This is a genomic window from Chryseobacterium caseinilyticum, from assembly GCF_014837145.1.
Lineage (GTDB): Bacteria > Bacteroidota > Bacteroidia > Flavobacteriales > Weeksellaceae > Chryseobacterium > Chryseobacterium caseinilyticum.
The window spans coordinates 21,987-42,878 of the sequence record NZ_JACYFS010000011.1 but is presented as its reverse complement, the minus strand read 5'-3'; the positions used below and the strand labels follow the sequence as shown (position 1 = coordinate 42,878).

Annotated in this window: 15 protein-coding genes; 6 read left to right on the top strand and 9 right to left on the bottom strand. The window is 38.5% G+C overall.

Annotated features, from left to right (window positions below):
• Nucleotides 1–310: 310 nt before the first annotated feature.
• Entirely contained in the window at nt 311–667 is a 357-nt protein-coding gene (locus IC610_RS19275; protein WP_191738404.1) for a response regulator, read from the bottom strand.
• Between the two features lie 245 nt (nt 668–912).
• Here IC610_RS19275 and IC610_RS19270 point away from each other — a divergent pair, with 245 nt between their 5' ends.
• Nucleotides 913–1,176: a hypothetical protein gene (locus tag IC610_RS19270; protein WP_191738402.1), complete on the top strand. Its 264-nt coding sequence runs from the start codon at nt 913–915 to the stop codon at nt 1,174–1,176.
• Nucleotides 1,177–1,490: 314 nt separating this feature from the next.
• On the opposite strand, the gene IC610_RS19265 is transcribed toward IC610_RS19270, so the two are convergent.
• The 4 genes from IC610_RS19265 to IC610_RS19250 all read right to left on the bottom strand — a co-directional run bounded on the left by IC610_RS19265 (nt 1,491) and on the right by IC610_RS19250 (nt 5,081).
• Nucleotides 1,491–1,853 (bottom strand): response regulator, encoded by a 363-nt coding sequence (locus tag IC610_RS19265; protein WP_191738400.1) that lies wholly within the window; start codon nt 1,851–1,853, stop codon nt 1,491–1,493.
• A gap of 411 nt (nt 1,854–2,264) precedes the next feature.
• Nucleotides 2,265–2,822, bottom strand: coding sequence for a hypothetical protein (locus IC610_RS19260; protein WP_228462971.1), 558 nt, complete (start codon nt 2,820–2,822; stop codon nt 2,265–2,267).
• Between the two features lie 57 nt (nt 2,823–2,879).
• Entirely contained in the window at nt 2,880–4,328 is a 1,449-nt protein-coding gene (locus IC610_RS19255; protein ID WP_191738396.1) for a hypothetical protein, read from the bottom strand.
• 96 nt (nt 4,329–4,424) lie between these two features.
• Nucleotides 4,425–5,081 carry a hypothetical protein gene (locus IC610_RS19250; RefSeq protein ID WP_191738394.1) on the bottom strand — a complete coding sequence of 219 codons (657 nt, stop codon included), beginning with the start codon at nt 5,079–5,081 and terminating at the stop codon, nt 4,425–4,427.
• Nucleotides 5,082–5,769: 688 nt separating this feature from the next.
• Between IC610_RS19250 and IC610_RS19245 the strand changes: the two genes are divergently transcribed.
• A complete protein-coding gene (locus IC610_RS19245; RefSeq protein WP_191738392.1) occupies nt 5,770–6,864 on the top strand; it encodes an NAD(P)-dependent alcohol dehydrogenase in 1,095 nt (364 codons plus the stop codon).
• Between the two features lie 197 nt (nt 6,865–7,061).
• A complete protein-coding gene (locus IC610_RS19240) occupies nt 7,062–8,315 on the top strand; it encodes a pectate lyase family protein (protein WP_191738390.1) in 1,254 nt (417 codons plus the stop codon).
• A 29-nt stretch (nt 8,316–8,344) separates the two neighbouring features.
• On the opposite strand, the gene IC610_RS19235 is transcribed toward IC610_RS19240, so the two are convergent.
• Nucleotides 8,345–8,587, bottom strand: coding sequence for a hypothetical protein (locus IC610_RS19235; RefSeq protein WP_191738388.1), 243 nt, complete (start codon nt 8,585–8,587; stop codon nt 8,345–8,347).
• Nucleotides 8,588–8,642: 55 nt separating this feature from the next.
• On the opposite strand from IC610_RS19235, the gene IC610_RS20075 reads away from it, so the two are divergent.
• Both IC610_RS20075 and IC610_RS19225 read left to right on the top strand, forming a co-directional pair.
• Nucleotides 8,643–9,866 carry a helix-turn-helix transcriptional regulator gene (locus IC610_RS20075; RefSeq protein WP_228462970.1) on the top strand — a complete coding sequence of 408 codons (1,224 nt, stop codon included), beginning with the start codon at nt 8,643–8,645 and terminating at the stop codon, nt 9,864–9,866.
• A gap of 319 nt (nt 9,867–10,185) precedes the next feature.
• Entirely contained in the window at nt 10,186–12,126 is a 1,941-nt protein-coding gene (locus IC610_RS19225; protein ID WP_191738386.1) for a S8 family peptidase, read from the top strand.
• 543 nt (nt 12,127–12,669) lie between these two features.
• Here the strand turns inward: IC610_RS19225 and IC610_RS19220 are convergent.
• The gene (locus IC610_RS19220) at nt 12,670–13,284 is read right to left on the bottom strand and encodes an NAD(P)H-dependent oxidoreductase (RefSeq protein WP_191738384.1); all 615 of its coding nucleotides are present in this window, start codon (nt 13,282–13,284) and stop codon (nt 12,670–12,672) included.
• Nucleotides 13,285–13,564: 280 nt separating this feature from the next.
• Here IC610_RS19220 and IC610_RS19215 point away from each other — a divergent pair, with 280 nt between their 5' ends.
• Complete coding sequence (locus tag IC610_RS19215) at nt 13,565–14,482, top strand: LysR family transcriptional regulator (protein ID WP_191738382.1); 918 nt, start codon at nt 13,565–13,567, stop codon at nt 14,480–14,482.
• A gap of 96 nt (nt 14,483–14,578) precedes the next feature.
• Here the strand turns inward: IC610_RS19215 and IC610_RS19210 are convergent, their stop codons facing one another.
• On the bottom strand, nt 14,579–15,427 hold the full coding sequence (locus IC610_RS19210) for an MBL fold metallo-hydrolase (protein ID WP_191738380.1): 849 nt from the start codon (nt 15,425–15,427) through the stop codon (nt 14,579–14,581).
• Nucleotides 15,428–15,792: 365 nt separating this feature from the next.
• Complete coding sequence (locus IC610_RS19205; protein ID WP_191738377.1) at nt 15,793–20,487, bottom strand: fibronectin type III domain-containing protein; 4,695 nt, start codon at nt 20,485–20,487, stop codon at nt 15,793–15,795.
• Nucleotides 20,488–20,892 lie beyond the last annotated feature (405 nt).

The following is a 20,892-nucleotide window of genomic DNA, read 5'->3' as shown; positions in this document are numbered from 1 at the left end:
TAATTACATGAATGATGAGTGATAAGTGATAAGTGATGAGCGATGAATGTTGAATGATGAGTAATGAGTAATGAGTAATGAGTGATGAATGAAAATCTTCAACCTTCAACCTCGAATCTTCAACCTCGAATCTCAAACCTCGAACCTCGAATCTCAAACCTCGAATCCCGAACCTCGAATCTCGAACTTTGAATCTTGAATTTTGAATCTCGAACTTTGAATCTTGAATTTTGAATCTTGAATCTTGAATCTTGAACCCCGAACCTCACCTCCCGCCACTGCGCAAAAGCACCCACCCTATAGTTTTAAACTAAGAATTTTTCTCAACAACATCAATCAGATGATCAATATCAAATGGCTTTTCCAGATAATCATCGGCATTACAGTTCTTTGCAGTCTCCGGCAAACTTGGAGAAGTTGAGGATAAAACAGTTGGGATATCTTCTGTCTCCGGATTTGATTTCAGTTCGGATATCACTTCCGATCCGCTTTTACTTCCCTGAATGTAATCATCCACAATCACCACATCAGGCTCAATGATGTCGATATTTTCAATAGGTTCTGTTGTAAGCGAAGAAATAACTTCGTATCCTTCATCTGTTAGCACATCATCCATAAGGTTAAGGATTTCTGCATTATCCTGAATGAGCACAATTTTTTTTTCCATACTTTAATAAAAGGTCAAAGATATAATAAACAAACTTTATACATTTACAATTCTAAAAGGAGTATACACAATTACAAATATCAGAAAAAAACGCTCTAACACAATAATTGATGATAATATAAAATTCGTTTAATTATTAGTTTAATCTTTATAAACAGGATAGGTCTTATCATTTTAAAATGGTGAAGCTGTTGAATGGCATGTTTTTAGAGCACACATCTTAAATTACACTCATGATTTTAAAAATGAATAAAAACGAGCGCTTTAAAAATATAGTGAGGAAATATCTGAGATTTCTTGTTGCCGAAGATTGTACTGTTTCTTTTGATATGTTCCATGACATCATATTTACAGAAAATCTTGTATCAAAAGAATTGACAGTTGTCGAAAATTTTTCGGATCGGATAACAGAAAATACTGATTTGCACAATTATTTACATATTGCTATTAACAGCATTAACCTTAAGATTATCAGCATAGAAGATATGCTTAAAAAGTTTAAGGATTAGATATAGAAATCGAATTATAGCTTGCGATAGATTGTTGTTTATTTGATTAGCCACAAAATACCTGTTAAACAAAAGTGTCCCGCCTTCATTTCCGTCCTGCTACACGAAGTCTCCCGACTTCGTACTTCGCCCCCGAAACGAATAACAAAAGCATTTCCCTACTATTGGAAAACAACCGTTGAATAGCTCTACACTGGCAGATGTTTTGATTAAACCTGCATACAGAAATATAAACCTCGCTTCGCACAGTTAATCACAAAACACAGATTGACACCAAAAGTTCTTTATGTGATTAAATTAATGCGGATGGTCTGTCAGCCAAATAAGTGTAATTTCACCAGATTTTCAAGCTCATTAATGTCAAATGGTTTCATTAGAAAATCATTTGCTCCCGCCCTTTTACTGAGTGCTGCTGTGTTGGGGCAGGCAGTAATCATGATAATAGGGAGATGATTGAAAAGTCCGGAGCTGCGGATAATCTGAACAGCCTCCGCACCGCTTACAGGAGGAAGTAAATTGTCCATAAGGATAAGGTCAGGTTGAAAATCCTTTACCAGTGTCAGAACATTTTCAGAAAACTGAGATACTTCCACCTCAAATTCGAGATCTGTCAGAATAACCTGTAATAATTCAAGTATAGCAATATCATCATCAAATATCAATATTTTCTTTCCCATATTAATTAGTTGTACAGTATCATAATATGATGATACGTATTTATGATTGGTGAGGCTCTGTGGATAGTAATCTGATCACTAAAGTACGAAAAATAGGGTAAAATAAAAACACCAGTATTCTGTAAAGTGCTGTGACTGATATGTTTTAAAAGATATGATGATTAAAGAACGGTTACGCTGTAAACTTCAGACATCACAAAATATAAATTGAGTGCGTAAATAACGCAGCAGGTTGCTGTAAAACCATTTCAGGAACCATAATTTATGGTGCATCACACAGAAAATGCCGAAGCTGAATATCTTCATCCTTTGGCTCTGACTTAGAAATCACCGCAGACATAATGCCTGCGGGGATTTATAAAAGTCAACAGCTCCACACTTGTCTGCACTCAGTAATGGTGTTGGAATAGGCTAAGTCGGGAAATCGCCTCTCCAGAAAGACCATACCGAGCCATTATAAACTGCAAGCCTTTTGCTTCCAGCTTTATTTACATACACCATCATTCCCGGCGACGGACTCAGTACATCCTGCACATCTGCAACAATGGGTAATACCATTGCCTTGGTTGTTGATTCCAGTATCAGTACACCGTTCGCCAGACTTGTAACATCCCCGATAATTGCCTTGGCGGCAGAAGTTTCCGGCGCATTGGCAAATGTCGGCTGAGCGGTCATCGCATCAGATATATTGGCACTCTGGCCGCTGAGATCCAGCCAGCCATTGGTTCCAAATGAAGTATTGGCATTGTAAACTTTCACTCTTACAGCTGTTGATGTACTGGCGTCGAGCAGTATCGTACCTTCTGCAGGAGATTGAGGTAAAAATCTTACGTAGGGGAGGATGATACCCTTATTTTCATCGGCTGCAAATTCCAGCAGTACAGATGTTTTTACCGTGGCTGTACCTTTTGCATCGCCGATAATAATTTGTGCATTGAATGTTGAAACACCTGCTAGAAATAGAGTCATTAATATTTTTTTCATTGTATTCTGATTAGATTGAATTAAAATGTACTTAAGAAATAGTTAAGGGCATGTTTGCGTATTAAAACAACTCCAGGCAGTACCATCATATATTTTAAGACATTTTGCGTTGATATCATATACCATCATACCTTCCTGAGGAGATACTATATTGTTAATCTGAACACTCGTCAGCCTGTTAATTACAAATCCTTTTGTATTGGATTCAAGTACAGTATGTCCCGATTTACGCACCATTGGCCAGTTGCTCCCTTCACTTCCCGCTCTGTTAAGCGTAGTGATTCCGTGCCTGGTATCAGATCCTGCTGCCGATGTATTGGCGGGGCTGTAGCATGCGCATTCCTGAATAATGTAGTTGTTTGTTGACGGATAATAGGTGTCGCCGAAAATCGGGGATGACTCTGATTTAAAATTACTGCTTGATCCGTTGGTACCTGCAGGCATAATCTGAAATCTGAAAGTTTCATCAGGTTCCACTACGCTGTCATTCACGGATGCAATACTTATTGCTACACCATCTTCATCATTGTTGGGATTTGAATATCCGGGTACCGAGCCGCCATCATAGTTTCCCGGTGGAATAGTCACCATGTAGTACTGGCTACCTGCTGTGTGTGAAACGGTCGGGGTTCCCTGGGAATTGGATACTCCGTTAAGGGTGATATCACCGTCTGAGATGAAGGCAGTTCCGTTTTGAGGATTTACCAGCTGTACGGCAACAACAGTATTTGCAGCAACGGCACCGTTGATTCTTAAGAATAATAATCCGTTACTGTTGCCCTCACACGACGGTAGGGCAATGGAAAATTTTAAATCGATCAGAGGATTCACGGTAATCCTGATGTCATCCAGCAGGTTTCCCAAATCACCGCTTCCGCCGTCAGATATAGCTCTGAAGCCTACTCTGTAGACACCGGCAGCTCCTGTGAAAGGGTCACTTACTCCCTGATTAACTGACCAGAAATTTCTGCTCGATGGCGTAACTGTCGTGCTGATGGTGCTGATGAGATTTTGATTCTGATCCTCGATTCTCATAGAGGCCTGCTCGGTGGTCAGCGTCCTGGCGCGGTGCCTGTAATAGTAAGATAGTACATCACCTGGTGTAAGATATACATTTTGATATATCATTGAGCTTTCAAATGAATTGAGCTCTACAAAATTACTTCCCTGAGCCGCGTTGACATTGCCGAATGTACTTCCCCAGACTTCTATTGCGTGACAATTGCCCGAGGGTGGCTGTGAGCATGATGTATTTTGAGATTGCGTAGTGTACCACGGAGCAGTTACCGCAGATCCGGCATCAAAACTAGAACCGGATCCAAAATGAGTATCAAGATATTCGACGGTTCCGGTCGCAACTCCAAATTCAAGTCCGGGATTGACAAAAACCCTCGCCTGTCCCGAAAGATGTTGTATTAGTAAAGTTAAAAAAGCAAAAAGGCAATACCTCGCCTTACTAAAAGCGGATAACTTTTGTGAATGAAAATTCATATTGAGATGTTATAGTTATGGGTATAAAAAATGGGACACAGAAAATATTCTGTGCGCTTAAATGCTGAATCTGCTGATCATGTATCTGATAAATGATCAGATAATCTCTGTAGTGGGCGGCGGCCGCACAGAATAAAATTTAGAAAAACAAAAATCGAAAGACCTGTTGTTGTAATTGGGATATTTTTTAAAATGCAGATAACCCAGGGCTTTTTTCACCGCAACCTGAATCTCGTATATTCCTGGCTTAAACTGATACTGACTGTTCTGTACCGGTGCTATATAATCCGTCGAAAAAGTGTCAGCGTGCGAAAGCCTGTCCCTCGATGGCAAATGATATAATTTGAGAAACCCGAAATCTTTATAACTTTTCCTGAGTTTTTGGGTTTTCCTTTTTTCTTTCCCAGACTTGTTCTTTGTGATTTTTGTAATCGCAACATCAGGGTTAACATATTGCTTTTGCTTTTCAGATTTGCGAATGAACTTAATCAGATTTCTGTCGCTGGTTTTTTTTATTCTGTAAGGATAATCAGATTCTTTGGGAGACAACTTCACCGAAGCAGTCTGTGTATTGAAACCGCTGTCTGAAGAATACACTTTTGCACCATCAAGAATCACAATTTTGGGAGTATTGTTTTCCGGACACGTATTCTTTTGTGCAGTAAGGAAAAGAGATTGAAATAATGTAAGTGTCAGAAAGACAGGTCTTACTAATCTTAAAAGTTGAGAAAATTTTATAATTTTTACAGTCATATTTTGAAAAAATAAAATTTTCCGCAAGTGTATTGGTTTATGATGCAATATTAATCAAATTATCACCAATGTAAGAATATTTCAACGTTATTATGTACCACATAGTAAAAGGTTTTTAATATCCATCAGTATTTATACGGATTTTTATATAATAAATTCAATTATAAATCATTTAACTATGATTTTTTATCAATGGTGAGATGGCCTGTTGTACTCATTTATCTTTCAGAATTACGATATAATTTACGCAGAGTAATTGTCAGTAATCGTTTAAATATTCAGCTGATCAAAGTGATTTGTTGACAGTCACATATTTTCTGCGAAAAATATTGAAAGAGTAATAATTGCAAAAGTTAAATAGCTGTCTTCGGGCAGCTGTCTTTTTATTCCCTATGAAAATTCCGAAGTACGGAATGCTGTAAGCGGAATATAAATTTCGGACTTTACTTCCTTACAACTCACAGGGCTTCCCTCGCATTGCAAAATAAAATAAAAACGATCTGGATATTTTGGATCTTAACTTAAATTACATAAAGTGAATACTGATCTTCGGTTCTGAAGTGCAACAGTATTAATTATAGATGACAATGACTGTTATTCTGGTCTGAAAATTGTGATGTGTGATTAGCTGAAAACCAAGGATCAGTCTTTATTTCGAATTTTAAAACCAATCAAAATAGTATAAATTATGGAAAAAATTATTGTAAACAATGACAATAAATTCAGTGTAAAAGGTTTCGGGGCATCAGGAGATCTGATTAATGGGAAAACATTAAAGGAAATGGACGTTGTCCGTGAAAAACCTGGGACGGATGAAGTACTGATAGAAGTTCTGTACTGCGGGGTTTGCCACAGTGATATCCATCAGGTCAACAACGACTGGAAAAATACGAGATATCCGTGCGTTCCCGGTCATGAGGTCATAGGGAAAATTATTGAAACGGGTTCCGGAGTTTCGGATTTTCAAAAAGACCAGATTGTAGGGGTAGGATGTATGATCGACAGTTGCCAGACCTGTGAATCGTGCAGAAATGGGGAAGAACAGCTTTGTCTGGGAGAACATGGAGCTACCATGACGTACAATGGATATTTCAATGATCCGGAATCTGATTATAATACATTTGGAGGCTATTCAAGCCATATAGTTGTCAATAAAGAATTTTTACTTACGCTATCGGAAAAACTCGTGCATTCTAGTGCTGCGCCTATACTTTGCGCAGGTATTACAACATACAGTCCACTGAAAAGGGCGGGGATTAAAGAAGGATCTAAGGTTGCCATTGTAGGTATTGGAGGATTGGGACACATGGCTGTACAGATTGCAAAAGCGATGGGTGCAAACGTGACCGCCGTTACAACCAAAAAAGAAAAACGGGAGGAAGCACTGAAATTGGGTGCTGATCAGGTTCTTGTTTCAGATAATGAAAAAGACATGGCAGCTCATGAACTTGCTTTTGATTTTATTTTGATCACCATTCCTTATGGTTTTGATATTAATCTCTATGTACCGCTACTGGGTGTCAAGGGTTCTCTTGTTTCAGTAGGACTTTTGGGCGATTATGATAAACCGCTGAATAACATGGAGGTTGCAAAATTCAACAGATCTGTGGGAGGATCTCTGATCGGCGGTATCAAAGAAACTCAGGAAGTCTTGGATTTCTGTGCAGAACATGGTATTGCTCCGGAGGTAGAAATGATAAGAATTGAGGATATCAACGAAGCTTTTGATAAAATCAAAAATGAAGAAGTACGCTTTCGGTATGTCATTGATATGGCTAAATAATTAATCTTATTCAAAAAAAATGAAGTGCAGAAATTTAAATCTGCACTTTTTTATTTCAGGACTGTTATAAATGAGTTTGAAATCCGAGAACTGATTTAACAGCTTTTGCCGGAAATCTTTTTCGTAACTGTGAGAGCAGGACACACAGTAAAATTGTTCATAGTAATTTAGCTTGATTCAAAACAAATCATATTGCTATGTATATAAAATTTTTTTTACCTGTATTTCTGTTGAGTGCGCTATACAGTTTTTCATTTGCTCAACAGGTAGCTTTTCCGGGCGCTGAGGGTTTTGGTCGTTTTGCGACTGGCGGCAGGGGTGGTACTGTTTATCATGTAACAAATCTTAATGATGCTGGCAGCGGCTCTTTCAGGGATGCCGTCAGCCAAAGCGGTAGAACTGTCGTTTTTGATGTTGCGGGTGTAATTAAAATCAAAGAAAAAATTTCCGCTGCATCCGGAATTACGATTGCAGGGCAGACTGCACCGGGTACAGGTATTACGGTGTATGGCAATGGTATATCCTTTCAGGGCAATTCCATTATCAGATACATAAGGTTCAGAGGAAGTATCAATATGCCTAAAGGAGCTTGCACCGTGGTGGCAGATGATCTTAAAGATATTATTTTTGACCATGTTTCAATAGAGTGGGGAAGGTGGGACAATCTCCATGTAAAGAACAGCAGCAATCTAACATTTCAATACTGTCTTATCGGTGAAGGTATCGATCCGCAGCGGTTTGGTGCATTACTGGAAAATCCTGTAGATATTACCATCCACCACTGTTTATGGACAGGAAATCAAAGCCGCAGCCCCAAAGCAAAAGCAAAAATTGAGTACATCAACAATGTGGTCTACAACTGGGGGAAGAGTGCTTTCATCGGCGGACATTCGGCGACAGACCATTTTCAGGATCTTGCAGGCAATTATTTTATAGCAGGACCAAGTTCAACAGATGAATTTTTAAGCATGTTCACAGCGACAGATCATGTATTTCATATCGGTAATTACGTTGATCTTAACAAAGATGGTAAAGTTAATGGCAGGCTCGTTACAGATGAAGATTTTGTAAAGCAAAATGCAACTTTATTAAAAGAACCGTCAGCAATCAGAAGAAGTAATGTTACAGCCAGCACTGCTGATGATGCATGGAAGGTAGTCATGGCTGAGGCGGGCTCATCATTGAAACGGGATGCGGTAGATAAACGCATTGTTGGCTACTTTAAAAGCCTTGGGAAAAAAGGGCAGATCTTTAAAACTGAAGCTGATGCGGGCGGTCAGCCTGAAGTAAAACAAAAAATTTCTAAACAAAAAGATACAGATGCAGACGGCATACCTGATCGCTGGGAAAATAATAACAGGCTGAATCCAAAAGATGCAGAAGATGCCCAGGCAACAACCCAGACAGGATATACCAATCTTGAACATTATATTAACAGTCTGATAAAATAATCCGGAATTTTTAATCAGGTTACTGTTTCTCATGTAACGTCTGCAGCTCCTGACAAATCAAAATTTCCTGGTTTCCGGAAATCAAAATTAAATGTAATGGTCACAGGCAAAGTTGATATTTGTAAAAGTTCTCGGATCCTATTGTGTGCCTTCAGGAAATCTCTCGGCTGACCTCTGGAGAAAGATACCATTTTGAAAGTAGTACTGAATGGACGTGCATGGAATTCACGGGTATAAAAGAGATTATTGTCAAATAAAATTTTCAGTGACATAAGTTCTTTAGTAAAGGTATTTCAAAAAGAACTAATTTTGAGGCAGACTGATACTATGAAAAAAACGCTATTTTTTTCCCTCCTTTATTTTTTAACATTCTCTCAGGCTCAGCAATTGGATCTGACAAAAATTGAAAATGAAATCTACCGCAACAACAGAGAAGGTAAGCATAAATTGTCGCAGACAAAACTCCTCGACCTGTTGGAAGACAAAAATCTATCTGCAAATGAGCAGGTGGAAGTCAATTTTTTGATGGCAGCAACTTTCAGAAGTATAAACGATTATGCATCTGCCATCAGTTATCTGCAAAAATCCAGAGAACTTGCAGCAGCACTTTCAGAAAATGATTCTGTAAAAGCAAATATCGAAGCTGAAATGGCATTGGCCTATTTTGACAATCATCAGTATAGTGAATCTGAAAAGATAATCAAAAAGATGGCAGCCAAAAAGTTCATCAATCTTGATGAGAATTATAAGGCTTACATGATTATGCAGCAAGGCTACATTCATTTTCTCAGGAAAAAATACATATGGGCAGACAGAGATTATCAGATGGCAGAAAAAATCCTTAAAAAGGTTTCAGCCTGCAATCAGCCTGCTGTATGGGTAAAGCAGATGCAGCTTTACAATGCACAAAACAGGCTGGCAGATGTAGATGATAGGTACAGGAAATGCAGTGCGCTGGCAGATTCATGTAAAATTCTAAAATACAAGATCTACGCAACAGAAGAGATCAAGGAGATTTATAAAAGACGTAAGGACAAGGATAAAGCTTTTCGCTATGCCGCTTTACTTGACTCTTTAAATGGATTATATAAAAGAGATCAGAACCTTTCATTAATGCATGTTGAAAATCAGACTTTCCAGCAAAATCAGACGGAGATTCAGCGAAACGATAAATTTTGGCGGACGGTAATCTATTCGGCTGCAATAATAATTTTATTAGGTATCGGATTTTTTTTCTACAGAAGATCAGATCGGTATAAAAAAGAGAAGAAATCTGTGCAGAATGAGCTCGAAAGAATAAAAGAACTTAAAATCTATTCACAGCAGCAGTTTTCAAATGAAACACTGGATAATGCCATTCTGAATTCTGATCAGTTGAGCAGTCGCCAAAAAGAACTTTTAAAATTGGTTGCTCAGGGTCTTACCAATAAGGAAATTGCAGAAAAACTTTCCGTAACCGAAGCCACCATAAAATATCATTTCAGAAAAATCTATGCACTTCTCGATATCAAAAACCGCAGAGAAATCTTTGTGAAACTGACTAAGAAATAATAAGATAAAGCAGAAGTAAAAAGAGGATTTGATTTTACTGCTTACCAAAGTTGTGGGAGAGTATAATCGTGCGTTAAAAGACAAGATATTTCCATTTTTATTGTTTTACAAGAAATAGCCACTGATTTTCAGTGGTTTATTTATTATGTGGTATCAGTGCTAATCTTGCAGGTTTACAAAAATACTAGTCCTTAGGTTAGTGCATTCAATACTTGTTTTTATTCAAATTTGCCTTAAAAAAAAAAGAGGCAGTGAAACCTTTGGCAATGATGCCGCAAGGATTGCTGCTTTTAAAAAAATGAATATTTATAGAAAGGCTATGAAAAAAAATCTATTACTGGCAGGCTTGCTCGCATTTACAGGAATCTTTGCACAAACAAAAGAAGAATTAGAAATTGTAAGAAGAGACATTAATTCTTCGGAGTTCACCACACTTCAGCAAAAGTTTGCTCTCAAATATCAGAAGGATCAGGAAAAAATTAAAATATATCTTAAAAATAATCCTGATGCTGTAAAACAGTTTGAGAGAAACGGAAATTCTTACCTTCTTCACCATATTGATGATGAGGGAAATCCAATCTACATCAATACCAAAGACAACAATCAGATTACCAATACCAAAGCAAATGCGCTCCATTCCGGAGGATCGATGAACACCAATATTACGGGACTCAACATGGTAGCAGGTGTTTGGGACGGAGGCCAGGTAAATGCATTGCATGAACTTTTGACAGGGAAAGTAACGATGCAGTCGGGTCAAACAGTGAATACAGCTGGTGGAAATGACCACATGCAGGCGGTATCGGGAATCATTGCTGGGAAAGTGCTTACATCTTCGGCAAATCCTGGCGGCTTGGGACTTACAGCAAAAGGAATCGCCTACGATGCGACAATTCTTAACTATGACTGGGATAATGATATTGCTGAAATGACCGCCTTTGCGGGACAGGGCTATTTGATTTCCAATCATTCGTACGGTTACAGCAATACCACTACAAATAATGTATGGAATTACGGAGCGTACGACGATACAGCAAAAAGCTGGGACGAACTTCTGAAAGTTACACCGAATTACCTGCCTTTTGTTGCAGCAGGAAACGAGCAGCAGGCAAACGGAAACAGCACAGCAAATGGCTTCGACATTATTACAGGAGCAACAGCAGCTAAAAATGTGATGACTGTGGGAGCGGTAAATGCAGACAATACAATGTCAGACTACAGCAATTGGGGACCAACAGATGACGGTAGAGTGAAACCCGATATCGTAACGCTCGGAACAGCAATCAACGTACCGAAATATACCGGAAACAGTAACTATACAGGTGTAGACGTAAGTTCGTCAGGAACATCTTATGCTGCACCGGCAGCCGCAGCCGCGGGTCTTCTTTTACAGCAATACTACAAATCCATTTACGGTACGTATATGAAAGCCGCATCACTAAAAGCATTGATGTTGCATACTGCCGATGATGCAGGAAATCCAGGTCCTGATGCCAAATTTGGATGGGGTATTTTAAATGTGGAAAGAGCTGCACAGACAATCAGACAGATGCAGTCTGGTGGAAGTGCTAAATTGGTGGAATTTACCACAAACCCTTCGAATGATTCAAGTGCGGAAATAAGCACTACAGGAATCGCCGGAGGATCATCAGCAAGAGCATCCATTTGTTGGACAGATAATGAAGGGACTGAACAGACAGCGGCTAACGGAATCAACAATCCTGCTGGAAGGCTGGTATATAATTTTGACATACTGTTCAGACAACAGGGAACTCCCTTCATTGATACACGTCCCTACGCACCATTGAGCATTTCAAACCCAAACGCTACAGTTTCTGCCTCAACTGCATGGTTCACAAACAGCGTAGATAACTACAAACAGGCAAATATCGCCACAACGAACCAAAATAATACCCTTATTGTTTATGTTCGCAAAACGACCTCTTCGCCATCAGCGGTAAGAAACTTTTCTGTTTTACTTACAGGCCTGAAGATCACATCAGCAACATTGGCTGTATCTGAGACTCAATCTGATCAGACGGTTGTTTTCTATAACGCTGCAGACAAAAAAATAAAAATGATCTCAAACAACAGATCAGATCAGTTCGGAGATTTTAAAATTTATGATATGTCAGGCAAGGTAATTCAGTCAGGTCATGAAAAAACCAATGAAATCGCAGTGTCTGATCAGGTAAAAGGAGTTTATATACTGATGTATAAAAGCAAAAACAAACCAGCTTCTTTACGGTTCAGAAACTAAGTACTTGACTTGTTCTCATATTAAAATGTTTGTTTAAAACCACCTGTCAGGGGTAGGAGTTTGCCGGAAGATTTTTTCTTCCGGTTTTTTTATGTAATGTTTAGATTAGCTACTACAATATTGTGAGTATTTTAAAGGCTTACCAACACTTCATCAAGTGTTTTGACTTCACGCTTAGCCTTTGCTCTATAGCATGATTGCCAGATTCAAACATTTGTGAATACAATCGTTAAACCCTTACCAAATTCACTTTCTGCCCAATTTACCACCGTGTGTTCTGTAATGTCGGCACTCAGATAAAGACCGTTTTTTTCTGTTTCACGTAAAGGCATCTTTAGATTAATAGTAATAGAGGTGACAGAAAAAGTTGAAGTTTACTTCTGAGATTGGTAAGTAAGAAAAATGCTCAATGTCTAAGGTTGCAAGGAACAACTTCAGATATTCTGAACCTGAGCACAAATCAACAATGCCATACGATTTGTCGTGTGGCATTTAATTGAGTCAAAATTTATTTTTGGTAGTTTCCGAAAAAATATAAACGGTCTATACCAGCTGTGGCTTCAGTTCTTTTTCTAGGACGTTGTTGAGGTGATCTCTGTAGATTTTCATATCACGGTCAATATCTGCGTTTTTTTCAACGTCATGAAAATGAAAACTTTCTATCCTCTCTAAAGAAACAAAAGCATTCATTCTGTGAAAACCGAAAAGCGGACCGTCATCAACGCTCGTTTCATTAAAAAATTCTCCCGGAAGGGTAAACGCGGTTTCAGGAGCGTTCCAGCTTGTAGTCAGCATGTATTTTCTACCGCCAAGCATTCCCCCTGTTCCATAGTTGATTTTGGGATTGTCAGATTTTCTGCCGTCACTCATATAAATACCTTTTGCATGACCAGCCGTGAAAACTTCATCAATATATTTCTTAAAACCGTTCGGCAACTGAAACCACCAGATTGGAGTGTGGTAAATAATCAGATCTGCCCACACAAATTTCTCAACCTCCTCATTTTTATCGTAAGGATCACTTGTATTGGTTATTTTAATTTCAATATTTCCGAAAGACTGTAAAACCTCTAACGTGTTTTCTGCAATAGTCTGATTATATCTTCCTCCCGAATGCCCGAAGTTTTGTCCGCCATTGATGATGAGTACTTTTTTCATAATAATAGGATTGTTTTAAATTTTATGATGCAAAGTTATGATGGAAATGAGTATTATTAAAATAATATAATTTATATCTTTGTATTATAATTCTGATGGATGATGGATGATGGATGATGGATTTTTTTATTTGGGCAGCTGTCTCCGCCCTCCGTTCCCGCTTTTTTGCTCGTCGTACCTCCTTACAAAAAGAGCTCCACTCAGGTCGGGCTGCAAAAGAAATAGCCAGATGAAAAATAAAAAATTAAACTAATCAACCTTAACCTTAACCTCAAAAACTATGGTAAATCTTGAATGGTACCGCACCTTTAAAGCGATATATAAAACCGGGACTCTCACGGGAGCGGCAGATGCTCTTTTTATATCTCAGCCTGGTGTAAGTCTGCATTTAGGCTCGCTGGAAGCTTATGTAGGCTACAAATTGTTCGATAGAACAGGAAGAAAAATGATTCCAACCGAACGGGGAAAAGTATTATTCAATGCCGTTTCAGAATCTTTGTCGAAACTGGAAGAGGTTGAAAAGAACTTTCAGAAGTCAACAGAAAAACATACGCCAACCATCAGCGTGGGAATGTGTTTTGAAACCTTTCAGACAACGCTCGAGCAATATGTTTCAACATTGGATTTTAATTTAATTATCAGCTTCGGTGAATATCCTGAGATGCTTGACCAGCTCGACAAAGGAATTCTGGATCTTATCATCACACCTAAAAAGGGAAATTCAACAAACATACTGCACGAGGCTTTTTCATCGGAACAGATTGTATTGGTTGGCGGGAAAAATGTTGATGTGAATGATTTTACTGATGTTTTAAATTCAAATGATTTTCACAAAGTGGAAGACTGGCTGAAGCAGGAAAAATGGTACGGAACGACGGGAGACATGGAGCATCTTTTCCAGTTCTGGCAATTGAATTTTGGGCATAAACCGAAGTTCAGACCCAACTATATTGTCCCCAATCTCAATTCCATTATCAGATGTTTGAAAGGAGGAATCGGTTTGGCAGTAGTTCCCGACTTTCTCTGTAAAAACGAAATCGAAAACGGTGAAATAAAACTTATTTGGGAGGGGAAGGAAAGGCTTGAGAACACACTTTATTTCGGTTGCCGCAAGAAAACAATTTATGAAAATGAAATAGAACACATCAAAAGTCTGTTCAGAAAAATGATGACAAAACCGGAAAACCTTTTAATTTGAATTTAATTAGAACTAAAACACCCTGCATCCCCGAATCCCGCACCTCTTAATCCGTGTCTCTAATCTCTAATCTTTCATCTTAACATCCGCATCCAACTAAACTCCCGTCGACATCTCCATCAGAATCCTCCACACATTCATGTGCAGCCATTCGTTATAATTCTGAAGGTTTTCGTACTGCGGCATTTTTACCTTCGCAGGAATTTCAAATAAAGGAATCTTTGCGTCTAATGCTTTTTGAGTTTCCCTGTAGAGATCCTCAAAATACTGAATTTGAAGATCAAGGTCTTTTCCTGAGCCAATCGGACGTACATGAGCCATCAGAAGATCCTGAAAGTTTAGTTTTTTAATTTCATACAAATCCTTCAGCCAGTTTTGAGGACTTGCATCGGGAAGGTAAGCGTAGAGCACACGATCAGGCACCACAAGATCTACAGTGAAAACTGCATTATGTTCAGGAAACCGGAAGACCGTCATCCCGTTGCCATGGTTTCTGCCGTAATAATAGAGTTCAATGCTTTGTTCACCCACTTTCAGGACTTTTTTATTTCCCTTCCATGTTTTGTCAGGATTCATTACTTCGGGATTAGGAGGGAAGTTTTTAAATGCTTCTTCATGGGTTAGAAACTGGGCGCCTTCTTTCCTGTAAATGTCCCCACCCATGTTGTGATCCCAGTGGTTATGGCTGTAGATGACATATTTTATCGGTAAACTTGTATGTCTCCGGATAGATTTTAAAGTCTCTTCTGCTATTTTTGTGCTGATAGGGTCAATGACAACAACACCGTCATCGGTAATGTAGTATAGCGAGAAAACACGGTCGCCCACAAGATAAAGATTGTCTTTGTACTTGTATTCCTTGATGGGTTCCTGAGCACTCACCGACAGAAAGAAAGTTGATAAATAAAGAATAAAAATCTTTAAAAAGTATTTTGTGAGCATCATCTTATTAAATTTAAATTGGTGTTGTTTTGAATACTGATAACCCTGCTATAATCATTCCGATAACCCTGCTGTAAACAGATTTTAAAATTTAAATAAACTATGCCTGAAGACATTGTACAAAACAGCGGATCCTGGATTGAAACTTCTGCTTCACAAATCTCCTGACGTTATGTGGGATAAAACTGAAAAATTATTTTGATATTGAACCATAAAAATCCCGCTGGAAAACTTCAGCGGGATTTTTCTTACTGTGTGTTGAGAGGATCTCATCCAATACTTAGTTAAGGCGTTCCGTTGGGGACTTATACCTGTCAAAAAAAATAAGCTCCCATTTCTGAGAGCTTATTCTGTTTAAATTTAATTTATTATTCTTTAATAAATTTCTTCTGAACTGAAGTTTCACCATCGTGAATGTCAATTGTGTAAACACCATTAATTAGGTTTTTAACACCAATTTCAATTTCATTTTTAGCATTTTTAATGACTCTGTTAGGAAGTCCCTGTAAAACTAATTGACCAGCCGCATTATAGACATTGTAATAAAGGTCATTGCTTCTTTTTCCTTTAGTATTACGAACTAGTAACACGCTACTTACCGGGTTAGGATAAATCATGATGTCAGTTTGGTTAAGAGGATTCACAACAGCCTGCTTAACGATTCTTACACGATAATCTTCAACCTCACCGTTTGCAAAATTGGTACAGTTTACAGGAATACCGTCTTTTTGCATAGCTACTCTCATCATTACATACTTGTAATCTGTCAAGCTTACGAAAGCATCATCAGGAACTGTAAATGATGCACTTGCAGTGTCTGCAGTGTTCGGTCCGTTTGAAAGAATTTTTTCGTTTACATCGAAGTATCCGTTTCTGTTGAAATCAATCCAGACAGCTACTCCGGTATTAGAGCCAGAAGAAGAAGTTTTATCAATTTTAACAACGTTACCCTGGCTTCCCTGTACCAAAACAATCTCCTTATTGGTTGGATCATTCGTATAGTACTGATATCCAAGATTTACAGAAGGGTTTGCATATGCTACACCCTGATAAGGAGTAACTGTAACTTTGTTGATATAATCCGGTCCACCAGGAGTTCCTCCTGTTTGACAATATGTTACAGTAGGAGTTGTAAAGTAGTACAGTGGAGTAAAGTTACCCGGTGTACCGGTACAAACGTTCGCTACCTGCATTTCGTATTTAGTTAATTCCAATAAACCGTTAATAGTATAAGTGTTGGCGTTATTAACATTAATAGTAGTCCAGCTAGGAATTCCTACTTTTCTGTATCTCAAGATATAGCTGTTTGTAGCACCAGTACCAGTGTAAGGTTCCCAGGTTACTTCAGCACTTGTAGGGTTCAGTTGAGTAATAGTTAATCCCGGAGGCGGAATTGAACAAACTCTCACAGTAGTAAATACCACTGGATTTGACCATGGGTTTGGAGTGGTTTCTCCCACACAGATATTAGCAATCTGTACTTCATAAGTTACATAAGAACTTAATCCTTGGATAATGTAAGTGTTTGTTGGCGGAGCAGGTAGTACAACATCAATCCATTGGGAAGTACCTACAATTCGATATCTCATAATATAAGTAGCACTCGGTACAATTGGATTCCATGTTACTGTTGCAGAACCAGAAGTCACGTTGGAAATAGTTACGTTTGGAGGTGTAGGATCACATCTTGTAGTGAACGTTCTGATTGCTCCAGGAGTTCCTGCGATACCATTACATACTGCAGATATCTGAACCTGGTAAGTTGTAGCAGGCGTTAGACCATTCAGTGTCAACGGTGGATTACCTGTAATTGTAGAAGCATTTACATTTATCCATGGAGATACTGGTGTAGTTACCGGTCTGTACTGTACAACAAAGTTGAGATTATTGGCAGTATTGACCCAGTTTACAACAGCAGAGTTTTGTGTAATTGTTGTAAATGTAGGTGGTGCCGGAGCAACATTGTTACATGGTCTTAGTCTTACATAATAATCTTCAACTTCACCATTTGCAGGATCCTGACACATTACCGGAGCACTTGAACGTCTCAAGACTACTCTCATTGTTGTATTTAGATTACCTGTGTAAACACCAGTGGCTGGTACGTTAAATACTGCTGTAACAGGAGTAGTAGTACTTGCGGCAGAAATTAAGATTCTTTCAGCATCTGTAAATAAACCATCTCTGTTATAGTCAATCCACGCCGTTACTGCATCACTGTAAGTTGTTCCATTAGCCCATGCTTTCCCAACTGAAATCTGATTGTTTGTAGATCCTATTTCAAGATTGATTAAGGTTGCAGGAGTGTTATACAATATATAATTACTTTGAGTAGATGTGTTACTCATTATTGCCTGACCAGTTGGTGTAACTGTTACATTGGCAATATGATCATTTGTACCGGTACCCGTCATTGGACAGTATGTAAGCGGTGGAGTTGTGAAATTTATTGAAGCTCCAAAAGCACCCCAGGTAGTTCCACACATCGCCTGAATTTGTACCTGATAAGCAGTTTGCTCCAACAGGTTTGGTATTGTATAGAAACTTTGTCCGGCAGGCAATTCTATATATCCAAGAGGTGTTGGTAGCCAAGGTCCTGTAGTTCCTTCTCTCCATCTCACTCTGTATGTTGCATTGGCAGTCGGTAGCCAAGAAACATATGCAGAAGAGGAAGTGATATTAGTTACAGTTGGTACAGGAGCTACTGTACTACAAGGTTGAAGATCAATCAACTTTACAGAATAATCTTCTACTTCTCCATAACTGAATGACCCACATGCTACTGGAGTACTGAATTCCTGAATGATTACTCTCATTCTGAGATTTAAGTTTCCTGCATAAGCACCTTGTGCTACAGTTGGTACGTTAAATGGAGCAGAGGTATTAACAGCATTTCCGTTTGATGCTTGATTTAAGACTCTCTCACTGTCTTCAAAAGTTCCATTTCTGTTCCAGTCAATCCATACGACAGTTGCATTGTCATAAATAGTTCCAGGCCAGGATCTTGTTACAGCAATTGAATTATTTGCTGTTCCTCTTATTAGAGTTACTAATCTTGTAGGATCATTTGTATAATCTGAATAATATGGTGCTGCTGTACCAATTACAGAATTACTGATCATCTGTGGCAATCCGGTAGGCGACACAGCAACTCTTGAAATAAATTCGTCTGCAAAATTACCAGAAGCTGTACAGTAAGAAATAGCTGGCGTAGTGAACGGGAACGATGGAGAAAATGCTCCTTGAGTTCCACCGCAAATTGTTGCCACTTGTACTTCATAAGCAGTAAGTTCAGTAAGACCGGTAATTGTGTAATTGCTTGTGAGTGGTGTAGTTAATGTAACTGTTGTCCATGGACCATTTGGAGGTATTCTGTATCTTACAACGTATGTTGCTCCCGAAGAAGGTAACCATGTTACAGTTGCTGTTGTTGGTGTTAACTGACCTACCGCAATGTTTGAAGGTGGAGCCGTTGTACATGGCTGAAGAACTTCAGCAACAATCTGCAATCTTGGAATATCAGAATATCTGCTGGTTGCAGAAGGCGGTGAAGCCGGATCAGGATTCGTACCGTCAGAGTAATATAAAATACCTTTGTTTGCACCTGCCGGATAATTACCCCAGTTTTGTGTACAAGTATAATTCGGAACATTTTCGTCTACTGCGACAACGATGTTTGAAGTACCATTCCAGACAAATGGATTAGCTAACGTTAATTCAACCCACTGACCACTTGTCATGTTTGGTAAAGTTCCGGAAAAAACCTGCTGAAGTCCTGATAGAGGAACCCAGTTTGTATTTGATGTAAAACTATTCTGAGTAGTATTACCCATATAAACCACCCACTGATTGAAAGTATTTTGTGGTGTTACAGATGCAGAAACAAAAAATCTGATTTTAGTAATTAAATTATTTGTACCAATTGCACCAGATACTTCGGCAGCGGTGTAAATCTGTTGAGAATAATTATAACCCCAGCAAGAGTTAATTGGTAGTAGTCCTCCGGAAGAAGTACCACCTCCTATTTGACCGGGAGTAAAAGAAGGGCCTGCTACCCAGGCACTCTTATCTGTTGGAGAACATATAGATCTTACCCACCAATAGTATGTTGTACCTGAAACCAGTGGGCCTAATGGTACTGCTAAGGCTGTAGTTGGTGTGCCTGTAGCTGTTATTGCAGGAGCTGTATTGGTTGTATTATATACATATTCATATCCATTTCCCGGAGGAGTTGTTGGAGCTGTCCATCCAATTGAGCCCGTTGTTGGTGATGTAGCAGCACTAACCAATCCTGAAGGACCAAAACAACTTGGAGGTGTCCAGGTATAGGTTAGTCCATCAGGTGCCATTCCAGGAGTAGCATTTACTGTATTAAATGCCTGTGTACTGGTATTAGCTGTTCCGGTAACAGAACTGGAAAAAAGTACAGTAGTACCGTTACTTCTGTTATTGTAATCTGTATTAGTAGCGCCTCTTAATCCAATTTGAGCAGTATTACTGATTGCTCCGGTTCCTGCAAGTAATGCACCTGGGCCATAAACATTGGATATTGTGTTAACTGTTTCTTTCAGTCTTATCTGAAATGAAAAGCCATAAACAGGATTTCCGGTAGAATAAGCAGGCCTGAAATTAGCCCACTGAACTACAATCTCTCTGTTTGGAGCGGTTCCAACGACTGCCCAACTTATTGATCCAGTTGTAGAAGCAACGTTAAACATTGAGTTTAAGTCTCTTCCCCAGGCAGAAACAGCTCCCGCATACGCATCTGCAGCTGAAATAGGGTTATACAAGGTTGTACCTGGAGCAGCTGCTCCGAATGTGATAAACCCGTTTGTCGAGACATTAATTGAGTTGTAATTTACACCGTTGAATTGAAATGCAAACGGAAGCGCTACAGGATAAATATTATCATCCAAAGAGTTGGAACTTGTAGCTGTAGCAATCACTGTGGCACCTGTAAGTGGTGTGTAAGTCCCTGTGGACTGCACAAAACTGTAGGTGCTTACCTGCGCATTTGTAAATAATGCCAGTATTAATGAAAAAAGGAGTAGAATCTTCTTCATATTTTTAGATATTTATATCCAGTCGGATAACAGAAATTAAACATAGTTTTAATAATAAAAATTGTTTGAATTGTTTAAAACAAAGGTTTTGTTTTAAATCTTTTGGTGTGTTTTGAGAATAAATTGTAAAGAATTTCTTCATAGGCGATATATGTTAAATTATAGACAAATTTAAACATTTTTATTTAATATAATGATTTCAATGTTTTTTTATCGAAAAAATATTAAAAAGTCGTAATTTCAATGTGATTGATAATTTTATTTTATGGAGTTTTTTCTGTAATTTCACTTACATTGTTGGATTTTTATAATATAAAGAAGAGTTGACAAATTATTTTAAACGTTTACTATTGATAATAATCACTTCGGTAAAATCCTCAGGTATATTTTTAGTTAAAATACCTG